Origin of the sequence: Nocardia sp. GTS18 (assembly GCF_013839555.1) — a bacterium.
GTDB lineage: Bacteria > Actinomycetota > Actinomycetes > Mycobacteriales > Mycobacteriaceae > Nocardia > Nocardia rosealba.
This window is the reverse complement of the sequence record NZ_JACBIU010000003.1, coordinates 54,608-71,239: the sequence shown is the minus strand read 5'-3', so window position 1 is coordinate 71,239 and position 16,632 is coordinate 54,608. Positions and strand designations below refer to the sequence as shown.

General features: G+C 67.6%; 18 protein-coding genes. 6 read left to right on the top strand and 12 right to left on the bottom strand.

Going from position 1 to position 16,632, the window contains the following annotated elements:
- Positions 1 to 9: 9 nt before the first annotated feature.
- The gene (locus HYG95_RS05145; RefSeq protein ID WP_181696857.1) at positions 10 to 2,295 is read right to left on the bottom strand and encodes an FdhF/YdeP family oxidoreductase; all 2,286 of its coding nucleotides are present in this window, start codon (positions 2,293 to 2,295) and stop codon (positions 10 to 12) included.
- 82 nt (positions 2,296 to 2,377) lie between these two features.
- On the opposite strand from HYG95_RS05145, the gene HYG95_RS05140 reads away from it, so the two are divergent.
- Positions 2,378 to 3,388: an Atu2307/SP_0267 family LLM class monooxygenase gene (locus HYG95_RS05140; protein WP_181696856.1), complete on the top strand. Its 1,011-nt coding sequence runs from the start codon at positions 2,378 to 2,380 to the stop codon at positions 3,386 to 3,388.
- Between the two features lies 1 nt (position 3,389).
- Here the strand turns inward: HYG95_RS05140 and HYG95_RS05135 are convergent, their stop codons facing one another.
- Positions 3,390 to 3,989: a DUF4126 domain-containing protein gene (locus tag HYG95_RS05135; RefSeq protein ID WP_181696855.1), complete on the bottom strand. Its 600-nt coding sequence runs from the start codon at positions 3,987 to 3,989 to the stop codon at positions 3,390 to 3,392.
- Between the two features lie 89 nt (positions 3,990 to 4,078).
- Positions 4,079 to 4,459, bottom strand: coding sequence for a helix-turn-helix domain-containing protein (locus tag HYG95_RS05130; protein ID WP_181696854.1), 381 nt, complete (start codon positions 4,457 to 4,459; stop codon positions 4,079 to 4,081).
- A 78-nt stretch (positions 4,460 to 4,537) separates the two neighbouring features.
- Between HYG95_RS05130 and HYG95_RS05125 the strand changes: the two genes are divergently transcribed.
- From HYG95_RS05125 to HYG95_RS05115, 3 genes are all read left to right on the top strand, one after another.
- Entirely contained in the window at positions 4,538 to 4,948 is a 411-nt protein-coding gene (locus tag HYG95_RS05125; protein ID WP_181696853.1) for a RidA family protein, read from the top strand.
- A 106-nt stretch (positions 4,949 to 5,054) separates the two neighbouring features.
- Positions 5,055 to 5,900, top strand: coding sequence for a helix-turn-helix transcriptional regulator (locus HYG95_RS05120; RefSeq protein ID WP_181696852.1), 846 nt, complete (start codon positions 5,055 to 5,057; stop codon positions 5,898 to 5,900).
- Between the two features lie 107 nt (positions 5,901 to 6,007).
- Positions 6,008 to 6,772, top strand: coding sequence for a glucose 1-dehydrogenase (locus tag HYG95_RS05115; protein ID WP_181696851.1), 765 nt, complete (start codon positions 6,008 to 6,010; stop codon positions 6,770 to 6,772).
- 37 nt (positions 6,773 to 6,809) lie between these two features.
- Here the strand turns inward: HYG95_RS05115 and HYG95_RS05110 are convergent, their stop codons facing one another.
- The 6 genes from HYG95_RS05110 to HYG95_RS05085 all read right to left on the bottom strand — a co-directional run bounded on the left by HYG95_RS05110 (position 6,810) and on the right by HYG95_RS05085 (position 12,707).
- Positions 6,810 to 7,607, bottom strand: a complete 798-nt coding sequence (locus tag HYG95_RS05110) for an ABC transporter permease subunit (protein ID WP_181696850.1) — start codon at positions 7,605 to 7,607, stop codon at positions 6,810 to 6,812.
- Between the two features lie 2 nt (positions 7,608 to 7,609).
- Positions 7,610 to 8,503 (bottom strand): 2-aminoethylphosphonate ABC transporter permease subunit, encoded by an 894-nt coding sequence (locus HYG95_RS05105; protein ID WP_181696849.1) that lies wholly within the window; start codon positions 8,501 to 8,503, stop codon positions 7,610 to 7,612.
- Positions 8,504 to 8,570: 67 nt separating this feature from the next.
- Positions 8,571 to 9,758, bottom strand: coding sequence for an ABC transporter ATP-binding protein (locus tag HYG95_RS05100; protein WP_181696848.1), 1,188 nt, complete (start codon positions 9,756 to 9,758; stop codon positions 8,571 to 8,573).
- Between the two features lie 24 nt (positions 9,759 to 9,782).
- Complete coding sequence (locus tag HYG95_RS05095; protein WP_181696847.1) at positions 9,783 to 10,862, bottom strand: 2-aminoethylphosphonate ABC transporter substrate-binding protein; 1,080 nt, start codon at positions 10,860 to 10,862, stop codon at positions 9,783 to 9,785.
- A gap of 28 nt (positions 10,863 to 10,890) precedes the next feature.
- The gene (locus tag HYG95_RS05090; RefSeq protein ID WP_181696846.1) at positions 10,891 to 11,577 is read right to left on the bottom strand and encodes a phosphonatase-like hydrolase; all 687 of its coding nucleotides are present in this window, start codon (positions 11,575 to 11,577) and stop codon (positions 10,891 to 10,893) included.
- Positions 11,578 to 11,579: 2 nt separating this feature from the next.
- On the bottom strand, positions 11,580 to 12,707 hold the full coding sequence (locus tag HYG95_RS05085; protein WP_181696845.1) for a TIGR03364 family FAD-dependent oxidoreductase: 1,128 nt from the start codon (positions 12,705 to 12,707) through the stop codon (positions 11,580 to 11,582).
- A 97-nt stretch (positions 12,708 to 12,804) separates the two neighbouring features.
- Between HYG95_RS05085 and HYG95_RS05080 the strand changes: the two genes are divergently transcribed.
- The gene (locus HYG95_RS05080) at positions 12,805 to 13,527 is read left to right on the top strand and encodes a GntR family transcriptional regulator (protein ID WP_181696844.1); all 723 of its coding nucleotides are present in this window, start codon (positions 12,805 to 12,807) and stop codon (positions 13,525 to 13,527) included.
- 3 nt (positions 13,528 to 13,530) lie between these two features.
- Here HYG95_RS05080 and HYG95_RS05075 read toward each other — a convergent pair whose 3' ends face one another.
- Complete coding sequence (locus HYG95_RS05075) at positions 13,531 to 13,890, bottom strand: DUF4254 domain-containing protein (RefSeq protein ID WP_181697015.1); 360 nt, start codon at positions 13,888 to 13,890, stop codon at positions 13,531 to 13,533.
- Between the two features lie 388 nt (positions 13,891 to 14,278).
- Between HYG95_RS05075 and HYG95_RS05070 the strand changes: the two genes are divergently transcribed.
- Complete coding sequence (locus tag HYG95_RS05070; RefSeq protein WP_181696843.1) at positions 14,279 to 15,160, top strand: helix-turn-helix transcriptional regulator; 882 nt, start codon at positions 14,279 to 14,281, stop codon at positions 15,158 to 15,160.
- Positions 15,161 to 15,166: 6 nt separating this feature from the next.
- Here the strand turns inward: HYG95_RS05070 and HYG95_RS05065 are convergent, their stop codons facing one another.
- Together HYG95_RS05065 and HYG95_RS05060 are read right to left on the bottom strand one after the other, a co-directional pair.
- Entirely contained in the window at positions 15,167 to 15,988 is an 822-nt protein-coding gene (locus HYG95_RS05065; RefSeq protein ID WP_181696842.1) for a thioesterase domain-containing protein, read from the bottom strand.
- Positions 15,989 to 16,044: 56 nt separating this feature from the next.
- A complete protein-coding gene (locus HYG95_RS05060; protein WP_181696841.1) occupies positions 16,045 to 16,509 on the bottom strand; it encodes a DUF4254 domain-containing protein in 465 nt (154 codons plus the stop codon).
- Between the last annotated feature and the right edge of the window lie 123 nt (positions 16,510 to 16,632).

Genomic DNA, 16,632 nt, shown 5'->3' with positions numbered 1-16,632 from the left:
GAAGTGTACTTAGCCGACGTCGGCATCGGCCGCGACGGGTTCGAGGCGGACGACGATGCCCTTCGAGGTCGGGGTGTTGCTGATGTCGGCGACGCTGTCGAGCGGGACCAGTACATTGGTCTCCGGGTAGTAGGCCGCCGCCGAACCCCGGCTCGCCGGGTACGCGACCACGACGAACTTCTCGGCGCGCCGTTCACTGCCGTCGTGCCACACGCTGACGATGTCGACGGTGTCGCCGTCGGCCAGGCCGCGTTCGGCGAGGTCGTCGGGGTTGACCATCACCACCCGGCGCGCGTGGTGGATGCCGCGATAGCGGTCGTCGCTGCCGTAGGGAATGGTGTTCCACTGGTCGTGGGACCGAAGTGATTGCAGCACGAGGTAACCCGGTGGCACGTCGAGCGCGGTCACCTCGTTGCACGTGAACCGCGCCTTGCCGGTGGCGGTTCGGAAGACGCCCTCGTTGACCGGATTGATCAACCGCAGCCCACCCGGTTGCGCCACCCGCTCGTTGAAGTTCTCGAAACCGGGCACGACTCGGGAGATGCGGTCGCGAATGGTCCCGTAGTCGGCGACGAACTCCTCCCACGGAATCGCCGAGGATCCCAGCGTGCGGCGGGCGAGCCGGGAAATGATGGCCACCTCGCTGAGCAGGTGTGGTGAGGCCGGGTCGAGGCGCCCGCGAGAGGCGTGCACTTCACTCATCGAGTCCTCGACGGTGACGAATTGTTCGCCGCCTGCCTGGATGTCGCGGTCGCTGCGGCCGAGTGTCGGCAGGATCAGCGCGGTATCGCCGCACACCGTGTGCGAGCGATTGAGCTTGGTGGAGATCTGCACCGTGAGCGCACAGCGGCGCAATGCCGCCTCGGTGACCTCACTGTCGGGGGTGGCGCGTACGAAATTGCCTGCGACACCGACGAACACCTTCGCCTTGCCGTCGCGCATGGCACGGATGGCGCCGACCGAATCCAGACCGTGTGCTGCGGGCGGAGTGAAGGCGAACTCTGTGCCGAGCGCGTCGAGGAAGGCCTGCGGCGGACGTTCCCAGATGCCCATCGTGCGGTCGCCCTGGACGTTGCTGTGCCCGCGCACCGGGCACACACCCGCACCGGGGCGGCCGATATTGCCGCGCAGCAACAGGAAGTCGACGATCTCGCGGATGGTCGGCACGCCGTGTTTGTGCTGGGTGAGGCCCATCGCCCAGCACACGATGATCTTCTTGCTCGCCAGCACGCGCTGGTGCGCCTGCTCGATCTCCTCGCGCGTGAGCCCGGTGGCGGCGAGCGCGGTGTCCCAGCTGATCGCGCGGGCCTGCTCAGCGAATTCGTCGAAACCACTGGTGTTCTCGGCGATGAAGTCGTGGTCGAGCACGGTGCCGGGGCCGGCGTCTTCGGCATCGAGCAGCAGCCGGTTCAGCATGCGGAACAGGGCGAGGTCGCCGCCGGGGCGGATCTTGAGGAATTGGTCGGCGATGGCGGTGCCGCGACCGAGCACACCGCGCGCCTTCTGCGGATTCTTGAACCGGATGAGTCCGGCCTCGGGCAGCGGATTCACCGCGATGATCGTGCCGCCCTTGCGTTTGGTCTGCTCCAGCGCCGAGAGCATGCGCGGATGGTTGGTGCCGGGATTCTGACCGACGACGAAGATCAGGTCGGCCTGATAGATGTCGTCCAGCGACACGCTGCCCTTGCCGACACCGAGGGTTTCGGTGAGCGCCGACCCGCTGGATTCGTGGCACATGTTCGAGCAGTCGGGCAGGTTGTTGGTGCCGTAGGCGCGCACGAACAGTTGCAGCAGGAACGCGGCCTCGTTACTGAGCCTGCCCGAGGTGTAGAACACGGCTTCGTCCGGCGAGTCGAGGCCGCGCAGGGTGGAGGCGACGAGGTCGAGGGCGTCGTCCCAGCCGATGGGTTCGTAGTGGGTGGCGCCGGGTCGTTTCACCATCGGTTCGGTGAGGCGGCCCTGCTGGTTGAGCCAGTAGTCCGACATCGTGTCGAGTTCGGCGACGGGATGCTCGCGGAAGAAATCGGCGGTGACGCGACGCGTGGTCGACTCGTCGGCGATGTGGCGTGCGCCGTTCTCGCAGTACTCGTTGGTGGTCTGGTGCTTCGGCTCCGGCCACGCGCAACCGGGACAGTCGAAACCATCGGTCTGATTGATGTTCAGCAAGGTGAGGGCGGTGCGCGGCAGCGTGCTCTGCGACAGGGAGTACTTCAGCGCGTTGACCACGGCGGGGACACCGACCGCCCACTGCTTCGGTGGTGTGACCGTCAGGTCGTCGGCGGGGTCCTCGATCATGAGGCCAGCATAAACGGGAATGATATCGGACCACGGTCCGTTTAGACTGGGGAACAGAACGCGACCTGGAAACGAGGTTCACATGGAACTGGGGCTCACCACCTTCGCCGAGCGGTACCCCACGGGCGATCTGCCCGCGCCGACGGCGGCCGAGCGGCTGCGTCAGGTGGTCGACGAGGCCGTGGCCACCGAGGCCGCCGGCCTGGATGTGTACGGCGTCGGCGAGCACCACCGCCAGGATTTCGCCGCCTCCGCACCGGCCGTGGTCCTGGCCGCGGCGGCAGCCCGTACCGAACGGATCCAGCTGACCAGCGCGGTGACCGTGCTCAGCTCCGACGATCCGGTGCGCGTGTATCAGGACTTCGCGACGCTGGACGGCCTGTCGAACGGGCGGGCCGAATTGATGGCCGGGCGTGGGTCTTTCACCGAATCGTTCCCGCTGTTCGGTTACGACCTGGGTGATTACGATGCGCTCTTCGAGGAGAAACTCGACCTGCTGCTTCGGCTGCGCGAGGAGGAGCCGGTCACCTGGTCCGGCCGGTTCCGCGCACCGCTGCACGAGGCCACCGCCTACCCGCGCACCGACCACCGGCCGCTGCCGGTGTGGATCGCGGTCGGCGGCAGTCCCGAATCGGTGATCCGCGCCGGGCTGCTCGGTCTGCCGCTGGCGATCGCGATCATCGGTGGGCAGCCCGCGCGGTTCAAGCCGCTGGTGGAGCTGTATCACCGGGCGCTGGCCGAAGGTGGGCACGAGAAGCAGCCGGTCGCGGTGCACGCGCACGGGTACATCGCCGACACCGACGAGCAGGCGGTCGCCGATTTCTACGAGCCGTACGCGATGGCGATGTCGGTGATCGGACGCGAGCGTGGTTGGGGTCCGATGACGCGCCAGCAGTTCGACGCGCTGCGTTCCCAGAGTGGTTCGTTGTTCGTCGGCACCCCCGACTACGTGGCCGCCAAGATCGCCGACGTCCGCGACACCCTCGGCCTGGACCGGTTCATGCTGCACACCAGCGTGGGCACACTGCCGCCGGAGAAGGTGCTGCACACCATCGATCTGCTCGGTTCGAAGGTGGCGCCGCAGGTGCGGTGATCTACTCGAGCGCGTCGACCGGTCGCGTCTCGCGCCGTTCCCTTCTTCGTCGCAGGTAGCGGCGGATCCGGCTGGCGCACAGGTAGACGACCCACAACCCGATCGCCAGCAAGATCGCGGCGATGACGGCTGCCAGCACGGGGAAGAACACCGCGAGCGTGATGATGCCGCCGACGCTCAAGTCCTCGGCGGTACTCATCGCGATATTGGTGACCGGTTCCGGTGAGGTGTTGATGGCCATCCGGGTACCGGCTTTGACGATGTGGCTGGCCAGCGCGGTCGTGCCGCCCACGGCGGCGGCGAACAATGTGGGTAGCGAATCGTCTTGTCCGGCAATCAGAGCCGACACCACCGCCCCGGATGCCGGACGCACGACCGTGTGCACCGCATCCCAGAACGAGTCGAGGTACGGGATCTTGTCGGCCACGGCTTCGATGAGGAACAGCACGCCCGCCGCGACGAGCACATCGGTGCGCTCCAAGCCGGCGGGCACGTCGTCGGTCCACCCGATCCGCCCGAACAAGCCGAGCAGGAACACCACCGCGTACGCGTTGATCCCGCTGGCCCAGCCAGCGGTGAAGATCAGAGGCAGCACCGACACGTCATCAGCCTAAGCCCGGGTACCGACACAGACTCGCAGGCGACGACGTTGCGGTCGAGTCCTCCCCGATGAGCCAAGGCCCACCGGATTCAGCTCGCACCCAGTTCTGCTTCCTCACGCTCGTCGTAGGCATCGCGGGCGCGGTGGATCGCGGGCATCTGTTCGGCCGCCCAGGCGAGCAGGACGTCGACCGGGTGGCGCAGGGTTTTGCCGAGCGGGGTGATGCGGTACTCGACCGCGACCGGCCGGGTGCCGACCACTTGCCGTTCGATCACCCCGTTGCGTTCGAGTCTGCGCAGGGTCGCGGTGAGCGACTTCTGCGTTACCGAGGGGATGGCGCGGCGCAATTCGTTGAACCGGGACGGTCGCTCGCAGAGTTCGTTGAGAACGCTCAGCGACCACTTGTCGAGCACCTGATCCAGCAGCTCACGGTGCGCGGTGTCGATGCGGAGTTCGTCGGCGGTATCCATGCTGAAACCTGGTTTCGTTGAAGTGTCCTTTATGCACTAGGTAGCTTAGCGATACTTACAACGAACGGAGCAAGAACCATGACTGTCGAGCACTTCACCCCCGCCGGAATGCTGCAGCCCGCGCCCTACCACCACGTGGCTGTGGGCACCGGATCGCGGCACGTGCACGTCAGCGGGCAGGTCTCCCGCCTCGCCGACGGAACGCCCGTCGCACCCGGCGACCTTGCCGGCCAGGTCGCCCAAGCCCTCCGCAACACCGCCGTCGGCCTGGCCGGCGCAGGCGCCACCTTCGCCGACGTACTTCGCCTGACCTTCTACGTCACCGGATGGACCCCCGACCAGGCCGGTGCCTTCATGTCCGGCGTGGAATCCGTCGCCGCGGAGATCGGCCTACCCAACCCGATGCCCCCCGCCTCGCTCATCGGCGTGGAGGCCCTGTTCGAAGCGGACATGATGGTGGAACTCGAAGCCACGGCGATCGTCGATTGATCCCTGCCGAGCGTGCCGCACCACACCGACCCGCGAAGTCATGTTCGGTGCGGCACACTCCGCGACCCCCGATCTCCCCACCGCCCCGAGTGACTACGTTGGAGTCATGGGCGGTGCGGCATCGGTTCGGCGGCGTGAACAATTGCGCGAGTTTCTGCGCGCTCGGCGGGAGCGGATATCTCCCGGTGAGGTGGGGTTGCCCGTGGGTGGGCGGCGGCGGACGCCCGGGTTGCGGCGCGAGGAGGTCGCGATGTTGGCGGGGGTCGGGGTGTCTTGGTACACGTGGCTCGAGCAAGGACGCGACATTTCGGTGTCCGGCGATGTGCTCGACGCGGTAGCGGGGGTGCTGCGGATGGACGATGCCGAGCGCTCGCACCTGTATCTGCTCGCCGGACTCAACCCGCCGCCCGCGAGCGGGTCGGGAACGCCGGTGACCGAGGAGATTCGGGCGCTCATCGACGGATGGGAGCGTGGGCCCGCCGTGGTGCGCGACCGCTACTGGAACATCCTGGCGTTCAACACTCTTGCCGGCCGGATCTTCGGCTGCGACGACGGGCAGCCACACAACTGCCTCGTCACCTTCTTCACCAGTCCCCGCTACCGTGGCCTGCCCGAGATCTGGGCCGCTGCGGCACCGGGTGTTGTCGCGGCCTACCGTGCCGACGCGGCGCTCGCCCCGCACGACGACGAATTCCACCGTGTAGCAAAAGAACTCGTGGCATCGTCACCCGATTTCGCACAACTGTGGGACCGGCACGAGGTGGGTGTCCCCGCGCAAGCAGTCAACGCGCTACTCCATCCCGAAGCAGGCGAACTGTTCTTCGACGCGACAACCCTCACCGTCGCCGACAACCCCAATTGGTCCGTAGTCCTCTACAACCCGAAACCGGGCACAGCCACCCACGCCCGCCTGACCACCCTCCCCCACCTCCACCTCACCGAATCCGCCTGAGGCACCAGCCGCGACGAAGCCGCCCGTCCTGGTAGCCAGGGTGGTGGTGACACACCCCTGATAAACGCGCACTGGTTGCCTGTTCGACGGAGGCGCAGGGTGAGTGCATGACGCACAACAGGTTTCGGTTCGACGGGAAGATCGCTCTGGTTACCGGGGGTAGCAGTGGGATGGGGTTGGCTGCTGCGCGGCGGTTGATCGCGGAGGGTGGGCGGGTTGTGGTGACCGGCCGGGACAAGGGGCGGCTCGATGCGGCGGTCGGGGAGTTAGGTGATCGGGCGGTCGGGATCGCCGGGGACATGGCTGATCTCGACGACCTGGATGCTGTGATGGGGACGATTTCGGAGCGGTTCGGGCGGCTCGATGTGGTGTTCGCCAATGCGGGGATCGGGTCGTTCCAGACGATCGAGCAGGTGAGCGACGACCTGTTCGGGCAGGTGATCGACAGCAATTTCAAGGGGGCGTTCTTCACGATCCAGAAGGCGTTGCCGTTGCTGGTCGACCACGGTTCCATTGTCATCAACGCGTCGTTCGGCCTGCATCGGGGTGTGCCGGGTGCGGCGTTGTATTCGGCGAGCAAGGCGGCCGTGCACAATCTGACGCGAACGCTCGCGGCGGAATTGGCGCCACGGCGTATCCGGGTCAATTCGGTGAGCCCCGGCTACATCGACACACCGGCCTTCCGCGCCGAACTCTCCGAGTCGGCGCAGGCCGGAGTCGCGGCCCTCTCCCCCGCAGGCCGGATCGGCACCGTGGACGACATCGCCGCCGCCGTCGCGTTCCTCGCCTCCGCCGAGGCCTCCTACATCAACGGCCACGACCTGCGCATCGACGGTGGTCTCACCGCGGTAGACGCCGCCGCACTGCTCTAGCTTCGGGGCGACCGAGGCCGCGCCGTCGACGCAACGCTCAGCGCACGGCTGCGCGGCCGCGCAACCGGCCGAGCACCACGAGGACTACGAGAGTCACCGCGACCAAAATGGTTGTCGCGGCGGCGGCGTCGAAGACTTCTCCTCGGTCGGTTTGGGCGAAGATGCTGACGGGCAACGTCTTCCAGGTGGCGGGGTACACCATGATCGTGGCGCCGAGTTCACCCATGGACAGGGCTATCGAGAGACCCGCTGCGGCGCCGAGGGCGGGCAGGAGGAGGGGGAGGGTGATCTGGAGCAGGACCCGCAGCGGGCCTGCGCCGAGGGATTCGGCGGCTTGGCGGTAGGCGGGGTCGAGGCGGTCGAGGGCGGCGGAGATAGCGCTGAAGGCGTAGGCGAGGACCAGGACGGTGTGGGCCAGGATGACTATCCACTTGGTGCCGCCCAGCAGCAGCGGACGTTCGTTGAAGGCGATGAGGACGCCCAGGCCGATGGCCACCGAGGGCACCGCGACCGGCAGGTGGAAGACGGCGTCGGTGAGGCGACGCAACCAGGTGGGTGCTTCACGGGCCGCGAGGGCGGCCCAGGTGCCGATGATCAGGGCGACCGCACCCGAGAGCAGCGCGGTCTGCAGGCTCACCGACAGGCTCGCGGCCTGTTCACCGCTCACAGCGGTGCCGAGATTGGCGAAGCCCAGGTCCGACGGGAGCGGGCCGGTCCAGGTGCCCGCGAGCGCGGCGAGGACGACCGTCGCGATCGGGGCGACGAAGACCACCGTAACCACGAGCCCGAAGACGCTGAGTACCAGCACTTTCCCGCGGGGAGTCCAGACGAGCACGATCAGTCCTCCTTCGGACGGGCGATGAACCGGGCGAATACGAGCCGGTAGGTGACGTACAGGGTGAGTGACAGCACCACCTGCACGGTGGCGAGGACGGCGGCGCCGGGCAGGTCGAAGGTGACGATGCCGCGGGTGTAGATCAACGCGGGCAGCGTGATGACACCTTTGGCGCCGGTGAACAGCACGATGCCGAACTCGTTGAGCGTCAGCAACAACACGAGGCTGCCGCCTGCCGCCAGCGCGGGCCACGCTTCGGGCAGCACCACCTGTCGCAACACCCGCCATGGCGAGGCACCGAGACTGGCCGCCACATCGAGCTGTTCGCGTGGCAGTTGCGCGAACGCGGCGAGCACGGGTCGCACCACGAACGGGGTGAAGAAGGTGATCTCGGCGAGGATCACCCCCAGTGGCGTGGTGAGGAAATCGATGACAGGCGTTGTCGCCCCGGTCAATTCGGTGATCAGGGCGTTCACCGCACCGGCCGTGCCGTAGAGGAAGGTGAAGGCCAGGGTGATGAGGAACGACGGCAGCGTGAGGACGGTGTCGATGAGTCTGCCGACCACGCCCGAGCCGGGAAACGGCACGAAGGCGAGCACGATCGCGAGGAACGTGCCGAGCACCAGGCAGCCGAGCGTCGAACACACGGCGATGGAGATGGTGCGCCACAACGCTTCCCGGAAGGCCGCCGAGCCGAGAACCGAGGACCACACCTCGGTGCCGCGCCCGCTCGGCGTGCGCGTCGACTCCGTGAGGACTCGAAGAATCGGATAGCCGGCGATGCCGAGCACGATGAGCACCGGCGGCAAAGCCCAGAGCACGGGCACCCACGAGCGCTGCGTACCAACAGTTTCCGACTCGGCGACTCCGGGAGGGTCGAGCACCGGTGCACTCATCACCGCACCTCGCCGTCGTAGGACAAACCGAAGTCGTGTCCGACCATCGCAGAGAAGTCACCCGAGATCATGATGCCGACCCCTCGCCGCGAGAACCCGCACCGATCGTGTTCGCGATCAACACACCGGCAGGGTCGGGCAACACCACACCGACCACCGAACCCACCGCAGCGGTGAAATGCCCCGGCACATCGGCGGCGAGCACCGAAGGCAACCCGTCGACATCCAACTCGACCCGGGTCGAGGCTCCACGCCAGACCGCACTTCGCACCGTGGCGCGCAACGCGTCGCGATCCGAGGTCTTGCCGAGGGTGACGGTGTGCGGGCGCACGCACAGCAGCGCGTCGTCGTCCGGCTTCCATTCGTCCTGCCCGACACCGGGCACCGGCGCCTGGGCCCGCAGCGTCGAGGTGCCCGCGGTGACCAGCGCCGCCGTCCCGGTGACGTGCTTCACCGTGCACGGCACCAGGTTCGCCCCGCCGAGGAATCCGGCGGTGAAATCGGAAGGCGGTCGCTGCCAGAGGTTTTCGGCGGTGTCGATGTCGACGAGGCGCGAATCACGCATCACCGCGATCCGGTCGGCCAGGGCGAGCGCCTCGGCCTGATCGTGGGTGACGTACAGCATCGCCGTGTCGGGCAATGCCTTTCGCAACTCCTGCAACTCCCCCAGCATCGAGTGCCGCAATTGCGCGTCGAGGGCGGCGAGTGGTTCGTCGAGCAGCAGCACCCTCGGCCGGATGGCCAGCGCACGGGCGATCGCCACCCGCTGCTGCTGACCACCCGACAGCTCCCTCGGCAGGCGCTGGGCGTAGCCACCCATACCGACCATCTCCAAGGCCTCGGTGACACGCGGCCCGATCTCGGCGCGCCGCACCCGCTGCGACTTCAACCCGAACGCCACATTGCTGTGCACGCTCATGTGCGGGAACAGTGCGTACGACTGCACGACCACGCCGATCCCCCGCTCGGCAGGCGACAACGCGGTGACATCGCGTCCGGCCAACCGCACCGAACCCGAAGTGGGACGGACGAATCCGGCCAGCGCCTTGAGCGCGGTCGACTTACCCGACCCACTCGGGCCGAGCAACGCCACCGTCTCACCGACGGCGACGCGCAGGCTGAAGTCGGCCAGCGCGACAGCGGCCTTGCGGCCCCGGCCGTAGCTCACACCGACCCGGTCGAACACGATCGCCGGTTCGGTCGTGGTGGCACCGGCCGAAACGACGGACCCCGTGCGGACGTCACCATCGGACATTGTCGACTCCTTTTACAGGGGGTTTCAGCTGCCGGTTGCCTTCTGGTATGCCGCGAGATCGGCATCCAGTTCGGTGAGCACGGTGTTCCAGTCGACCGGAACCACGTCGACACCACGCATCGCCGCGGCGGGACCGCCCTCGGCGGGCGCGGGCACATCGGTACGCGGCGACACCGCGAACGCCTCGGGTCCGAGCGCTGCCTGCGCCTCGGGCGCCAGCAGGAAACGCATCAGCTCGGTGGCGTCGTCCTTGTGCGGCGCGCCCTTGGCAAGACCCATCATGTACGGCACCGCGACGGTGGAGCGCTTGCCGTCGGCGGCGGGGAAGAAGACGTTGAACTTCGAACCCTTCTCCTTCACCGTGGTCAGGTTCATCTGCACGTCACCGTTGGCGATGAGCAGCTCACCCTTGTCGACCTTGGCCTGCAGCTTGCCGGTCGACGACGACGGGCCGACATTGTTGGCCTGCAACGCCGCCAGGTAGTCCAGCGCACCCTGCTTGCCGCGCAACTGCTGCAGCAGCACCAGCACCGCCGTGCCGTCACCGGCCTGGCCGGGCGTCGAATACTGCAGCTTGCCCTTGAACTCCGGCTTCAGCAGGTCGTCCCAGGTGAGCGCGGCGGCATCGACCGACGGGTTGGCGATGAAGCACAGAAAGTTGTTGGCCATCGTCACGTAGTTGCCGTCGGGATCCTTGTCGGCGGCGGGGATCGCGGCGGTGTCTATACCGCTGGGCTGCAGCAGACCCGACTGCTCGGCCTTCTGGATGAACGGCGGCAGGGTGACCACGAGGTCGGCCTGTGGGTTGGACTGTTCCTTGTCGACACGGTTGACCACCTCGCCGGACCCGGCCTCGACCAGGTTCACCGCGATCCCGGTCCGCGCGGTGAATTCGTCGAAGCGGTTCTTGTACCAGCCGCCGACGCCGTCGGCGGAGTACACGGTGACGGTGCGGCCGTCGGCCGATTCGGTTCCGGTGCCGCCACACGCCGAGGAGAACGCGACGGCGGTGACGCCTGCCAGCAGCAACGCGGTGCGCGCGAGGCGGCGTCTGGTGAGGGAAGTACGCACGATGACAGCAACTTTCGTTTCACGGAGGTGCATTCGCCGCGGCGGTCGCCGCAGCGGAAGTTCAGGCAAGGAGCAGGGCGGGGAAGTCGGCGACGGAGTCGATGACGTGGGTCGCGCCCGCCTCTCGCAGCTGTGCCGCGCTGTGCGCCCCGGTCAGGGTGCCCGCGACGATGCTCGCTCCGGCCGCCAGACCGGTCGCGATATCGCTGGTGGTGTCGCCGAGGACGGCGATCCGGTCGACCGCGTCGACCCGCAGTCGCAGGGCCGCGGTAAGCACCATGTCCGGGTAGGGACGTCCACGGCCGGCGTCGGACGGGGCGAGGGTGAGGTCGGCCAGCTCGGCCCAGCCGAGTGCGGACAGCAGCTTGTCCTGGGTGCCGCGGCTGAACCCGGTGGTCAGCGCCACCCGGACTCCCGCGTCGCGCAGGGCCGTGATCGCGTCTACCGCACCGGGTATGGGCGCGATGTCGGCCTCGCCGACGAGCGCGTCGTAGGCCGCCTCGAAGGCGCGATTGCCTGCCTGGGCCGCGTCCTCGTCACCGAGCAGCGCACGGAAGACCTCGATCTTGGACTGCCCCATGGTGTCGAGCACGTACCGGCGGGCCGTCTCGCGACGTGGGCCGTCGGACTCGATCCCGACCGCGGTCGCCGCCTCCTCGAAGGCGCGAAGCACCAGCCCGCCGTCGGCGACGGTGGTGCCGGCCATGTCGAGCACAGCGAGCTGAATGTTGTTGTGGTGCACGGTCATCCTCACAGTCCGATCTCGTCGGCGGTTTGTTCGCCGAGGGCGGGGCCCAGCGTCATGCCGCGACCACCGGGGCCGGTCACCACCCACACGTTGGTGTCGGCCCGCACCCGCGTGACGATGGCGTCCGGGTCGACGCTCTGGCTGTAGACACCCGCCCAGCGGCGCACCACGCGTGGCAGTTTGCGGCCGAGCAGTTCCTCGGTCACCTCGGTGAGGTGGTCGTAGGGCGCTTCGTCGACGTCGAAGGCGAACGGTTCGGTGTATTCGTGGGTGTCGCCGATGGTCAGCCCGCCGTGTAACCGCTGCACACACAGCAGTTGCATCTTGTGCTCGGCGGCGGTGGCGGTCTGCGACTGTTCGCGTGCGAGCGAATCCACCTGGGGCCCCGCGAAACCCGGGTAGTAGCGAAAGCTGTCGCCGTCGGCGATCGCCGTGGTGAGTTCTTCGCCGAGCGGCTCGGTCTGCATCATCTGCAACCGCACCCGGCGCACCGGCAACACACCGGCCAGTTCCCGGGTGAGCCCGGAATGCGCCGCGCCGGGGCAGTGCACGACCAGGTCGGCGTCGTGACGGCGGCCCTGATCGTCGAGCACCACGGCACCGGCGCCGGTATCGGTGACCGACCGGGCCTCGGTCGACTCGTGGAAGGTGTAGCGGCCGCTGGCGGCCATGTGGGCACGCAACGCGGGCAGCGCCTGGCGCGACTCGACCGCCGCGTCGGTCGAACAGTGCAGGCCGGCAAGGTATTTGCCGCGCAGCGCCGGGTTACGCGCCAGCACCTGCTCGGGTTCGAGCAGGGTGAAACCGCGATCGACAGCGGTCGGCCCCGCCGCGGCGGCCTCGGCGACGGCCAGCTCCGCCGGGGTGCGGACCAGGGTGATGGACCCGGCGGGCCGGAAACCGACACCCGCGACGCGACCACCGATCTCCTCCCACAGCTCGCGCGAACGCAGCGTGAGTTCCAGTTCGCCCGCAGACCGCCCGGATACCCAGACCAGGCCGAAGTTGCGGACCGTCGCGCCGCGCGCCTCGCGTTCGCGTTCCAGGTGGACGACCTCGTGGCCGCGGGCTATCGCGGCCCAGGCGTGCGCCGTGCCGAGAATCCCACCACCGATGATGACCAATCGCATGGCACCGATAGTGGCAAATGGTCTAGACCGATAGGTGTGGCCGGAGCGAACACCGCGTTAACTTTTGGTATAGATCAATCCGGGTACGCTGAGCGGCATGGATTCACCGCACACCACGCGCGTCCCGAAGGTGTTCCGCGTCCGCACCGAAATCGACGCGATCCTCGCCGAACTCGACGAGGGCGACCCGGTGCCGTCGGAACGCGATCTCGCCACCCGCTTCGGAGTGGCGCGCGAGACGGTGCGCCACGCGCTGCGGGAACTCCTGGTGGAGGGCAGGATTCGCCGGCGCGGGCGCGGAACGGTTGTGTCGCGGCCCAAACTCACCCAGCCGCTGTCGCTGCGCTCCTACACCGAGGGCGCGATCAGCCTCGGTCGCGTACCCGGCCGCATAGTCGTCGCCTGGGAAGACGTTCCCGCCGACGCGCAGACCGCGATCGATCTCGAGGTGGCACCCGGTACGCCGGTGATGCACCTCGAACGCGTCCTGCTCGCCGACGGTGAACGTATCGGCCTGGAAAGCACCTATCTGCCACTGCATCGTTTCGGCGGGCTTCGTGGCAGTTACGACCCCACCACGTCGCTCTACGCCGCGATCCGCGCCACCGGCGTGAGCTTTGCCGGTGCGCGGGAACGCATCGAGACCGTTCTCGCCTCACCACGGGAAGCGGGCCTGCTCGAAAGCACGACCGCATTGCCGATGTTGCTGCTGCACAGGCGAAGTGTCGATGCGGACGGCACACCCATCGAACGGGTGCGCTCGCTCTATCGTGGTGACCGCGTCGCCTTCGAGGCGAGGCTGTCACCGGAACCCGCGTAGCCCCTACTGCTCGGGCAGCCTTCGCCTGCCACCGATCACATCGGTGACGAGGTCGGTGTAGCCGTCGACCAGTTCGGCCAGGTGATACCAATGTTTGTGCGTGCTGTCGCTTCGCGCGCCGTCCAGGTCGATGGCCTGGTTGGCATCCACCCAGCTGCGCGCCATCCGGTCGACGACGGCGCCGAGACTTTCGGTGTGCAATGAAGCACCCGTCCGATTCACCGGAATCTCGGCGACAATCCAGTCGTTGATGTCGTCGACGAGTTCTCCGCGACGGCAATCTATTTCGGTGATCAATGCGGCGTCACGCACCTGTGCCCGCCGTTCGTGCAGCTCAGCGAGCGCGTGTGCCGATCGCAGCAATTCGCGATCCTGGAAACGCCGCCCCTGAAAGGCGCACAACAATTGTGGCGCCGTCGGCAGTACCCCACCCATCACCGGCGCGCTCATCGCAACGCCCCGAATTCACCCGACACCCAAGATTTGTATACCAACATGATTGGCTCTCGATTCGGTTATCCCGGTCTTCTGTTCGGCTTGCTCGCAACCAGGCTAACTGGATCATGCTCGCTCACAACGGGAAACGCAAGATTGCGTTGTCACTCCTGCAGTAAAGCCGCCCTGACAGAACCGCGGGTCACTTGACCACCCGCGAACAGGCCGACCGGCATTCTTTCCCGAACACGTGACAGCATGGGCGAGCAGCGCAATAATGCGATTCACGTGACGCGCCACAGGCGAAGGGGCACCCATGGCAGGCAAGCGAACCACACTCACCGTCCGGCTTCGCAGGCTCGCCGCGATGCTCCGTGAGCTGCGCGAATCCGCCCAGCTCAGCAAAGAGGACGTGAGCGCGCGCACCGGCATCAACGTGACGACGCTGTACCGCATCGAAATGGCGCAGGCGCGCCCGCAGCGGCGCACTCTCAGCGCGATGCTCGACCTGTACCAGGTGAGCGACAAAATGCGCGAGGAGGCCATGAGCCTGCTCAGCGACGCACTCAAACCGGGTATGTCACATGCGTACGAAGGCGCGTTGTCCGATGTCTACGCCACCTACATCAACTTCGAGGCGGAAGCACTTTCGGCACGTCAGTACCAGACCTCAACTGTGCCCGGCCTGTTGCAGACCTTCGAATACGCGGCGGCGGTGATCGATACGTCGATGCCGCGCCTCGATGCCTCCGTGATGGAGAGCCGGGCCAAGGCGCGCATGGACCGCGCGGTCAACCTGACGAAGGACGATCCGCTCGAGCTGTGGGTGGTGATGGACGAGGCCGCCATCCGCCGCGTAGTCGGCGGACCGGTGACCATGGTCGGCCAACTCGACCGGCTGCTGGAGGAGACCAAGCGCAAGAACGTGATCCTGCAGGTCCTGCCGTTCGAGGCGGGAGCACATCCCGGCATGGCCGGGTCGTTCACGCTGCTCGACTTCCGCAATCCGGTCGACCCCGAACTGGTGTACGTGGAGAGCATGTCGGTGCACGACCTGGTGGAAGGTCATTCGGAGATCCGCCGGTTCGGCGTGATCTTCGACCAGTTGCGGGCCATGGCGTTGAGCCCACGTGATTCCGCCGCGCTGATTCAGCGGGCACGCGACGAGATCGCGGCCGGGCTGGATCGAAAGCGGTAGCTGCGCTCATTCGGTGAGCAGGTCGGCGATCTGGGCGAGGACCTCGGGTGCGAGGAGGTCGTCGAGGGTCGCGTCGACGGCATGGCCCGTCGGTGTGCCCGCCATCCGTCGCCAATCCCCCACCACGGCAGTCGCATCGGGTCGATCGCGCTCGGGGACGACCAGGACGAGATCGCCGGGCAGGCTCCGTGGGCGGTGGGTCGACGCTGCGCGTGCGAGCGCGTCGGAGTGATCGATCAGGTGCCGCAATTCGTCGCCCGTCATGGCGATCGTGCCCGCCAGCCTGTCGCTAAATTCGACCGCTGATGTGTCAATGCCCGTTTCCGGGGTGGGCGAACCGGATTCGTTGTCCGCGACGCCGATGAGCCGGTCGACAAATCTGCCCGGCGTCGTCGGTGACAGCGTTGCGGCGCCGGCATCCGTGCCCAGGAGGACAACCCGGACAACCTGCTTGTCCTCCCCTAGCCGCACCGCCATCTCCTGGGCGACGAGGCCGCCCGCCGACCATCCGAGCAACCGGTACGGCCCCTGCGGAGCGATCCGGCGGATCTCGGTCAGGAAGTGCTGCGCGTAGTCGCCGATCGTCGGCAGGTACCCAAGCGTCTGCAGTCCGTAGACGGGTACCTCCGGCTCGAGGTGGGCGAGCAGGCAGGCGAACGGCCAAGCCAGGCCCGCCTCACCGGCGAGACAAAACAACGGTGTGCCGTCGACCGAATCGGAGCGCGGACGGATCGGCAGCACGGTCGACAACGCGGCAGCGGGTCGTGGTTCGGCGTACACCTCACGGGACCACTCGCAGGTCCGCGCCTGCTCCTCGTCTGTGCGCACAACAAATGATACGTCGTACGAAAGTTCTACCGAGCCAACAATTCCGGGGGCATCGGTCAGTGGACGACCGAGGGAAGACAGCGGGAACCGGCCCACAGATCGTCGATGAGACGCTGGTAGCTCTCGGCGAGGTCGTCGAGCCGGGCCCACTCGTCGTAGAACTGCGCGTCGGTGGCGTCGGCCATCGTGACGAACAGTCGCGCGCTGTGCGCGGCGAGCCGGTCGACGAGCATGCCGAGGGTTTCGCAGTGCTCGGCCGCGGTGGCCGAGGGCAGCGGGGCGGCCAGGATCACCCAGCGGTCGATCGCGCGCATCAGCTGCGCCCGGCGACGGTCGAGGCCGGGCGCCTCGAAGGCCGGCGTGCGGTCGCGCACCTGGTGCAGCACCGCGAGCTCGGCCGCCGCGTGCAGCACCGGGTGGTAGCCCTCGGCCATTCCACGGAACGCGGCGAGCATCAGCTCACGCCCGGGCAACCTGGTCCGGTCGACCGAAAACCGCGTCTCACAGCGCATCACCGTCATCTGGCACCTCCGGCTCGGCCACCCCGGCAAACACTCCGCCACCACTGTCCCCTACCACGATGCCAGACGGAAGCGAACAGGCCTGCGGACATCCAGGTTGTCCTGTTCGCCTGGCGTGTGCCC

Bases quoted from the DNA above. Each gene is read 5' to 3' on its own strand.
- HYG95_RS05115 (WP_181696851.1), top strand. From the start codon at position 6,008: ATGACGCACAACAGGTTTCGGTTCGACGGGAAGATCGCTCTGGTTACC.
- HYG95_RS05060 (WP_181696841.1), bottom strand. From the start codon at position 16,509: ATGACGGTGATGCGCTGTGAGACGCGGTTTTCGGTCGACCGGACCAGG.
- HYG95_RS05120 (WP_181696852.1), top strand. From the start codon at position 5,055: ATGGGCGGTGCGGCATCGGTTCGGCGGCGTGAACAATTGCGCGAGTTT.
- HYG95_RS05085 (WP_181696845.1), bottom strand. From the start codon at position 12,707: ATGCGATTGGTCATCATCGGTGGTGGGATTCTCGGCACGGCGCACGCC.
- HYG95_RS05145 (WP_181696857.1), bottom strand. From the start codon at position 2,295: ATGATCGAGGACCCCGCCGACGACCTGACGGTCACACCACCGAAGCAG.
- HYG95_RS05080 (WP_181696844.1), top strand. From the start codon at position 12,805: ATGGATTCACCGCACACCACGCGCGTCCCGAAGGTGTTCCGCGTCCGC.
- HYG95_RS05070 (WP_181696843.1), top strand. From the start codon at position 14,279: ATGGCAGGCAAGCGAACCACACTCACCGTCCGGCTTCGCAGGCTCGCC.
- HYG95_RS05105 (WP_181696849.1), bottom strand. From the start codon at position 8,503: ATGAGTGCACCGGTGCTCGACCCTCCCGGAGTCGCCGAGTCGGAAACT.
- HYG95_RS05095 (WP_181696847.1), bottom strand. From the start codon at position 10,862: ATGCACCTCCGTGAAACGAAAGTTGCTGTCATCGTGCGTACTTCCCTC.
- HYG95_RS05130 (WP_181696854.1), bottom strand. From the start codon at position 4,459: ATGGATACCGCCGACGAACTCCGCATCGACACCGCGCACCGTGAGCTG.
- HYG95_RS05090 (WP_181696846.1), bottom strand. From the start codon at position 11,577: ATGACCGTGCACCACAACAACATTCAGCTCGCTGTGCTCGACATGGCC.
- HYG95_RS05125 (WP_181696853.1), top strand. From the start codon at position 4,538: ATGACTGTCGAGCACTTCACCCCCGCCGGAATGCTGCAGCCCGCGCCC.
- HYG95_RS05100 (WP_181696848.1), bottom strand. From the start codon at position 9,758: ATGTCCGATGGTGACGTCCGCACGGGGTCCGTCGTTTCGGCCGGTGCC.
- HYG95_RS05140 (WP_181696856.1), top strand. From the start codon at position 2,378: ATGGAACTGGGGCTCACCACCTTCGCCGAGCGGTACCCCACGGGCGAT.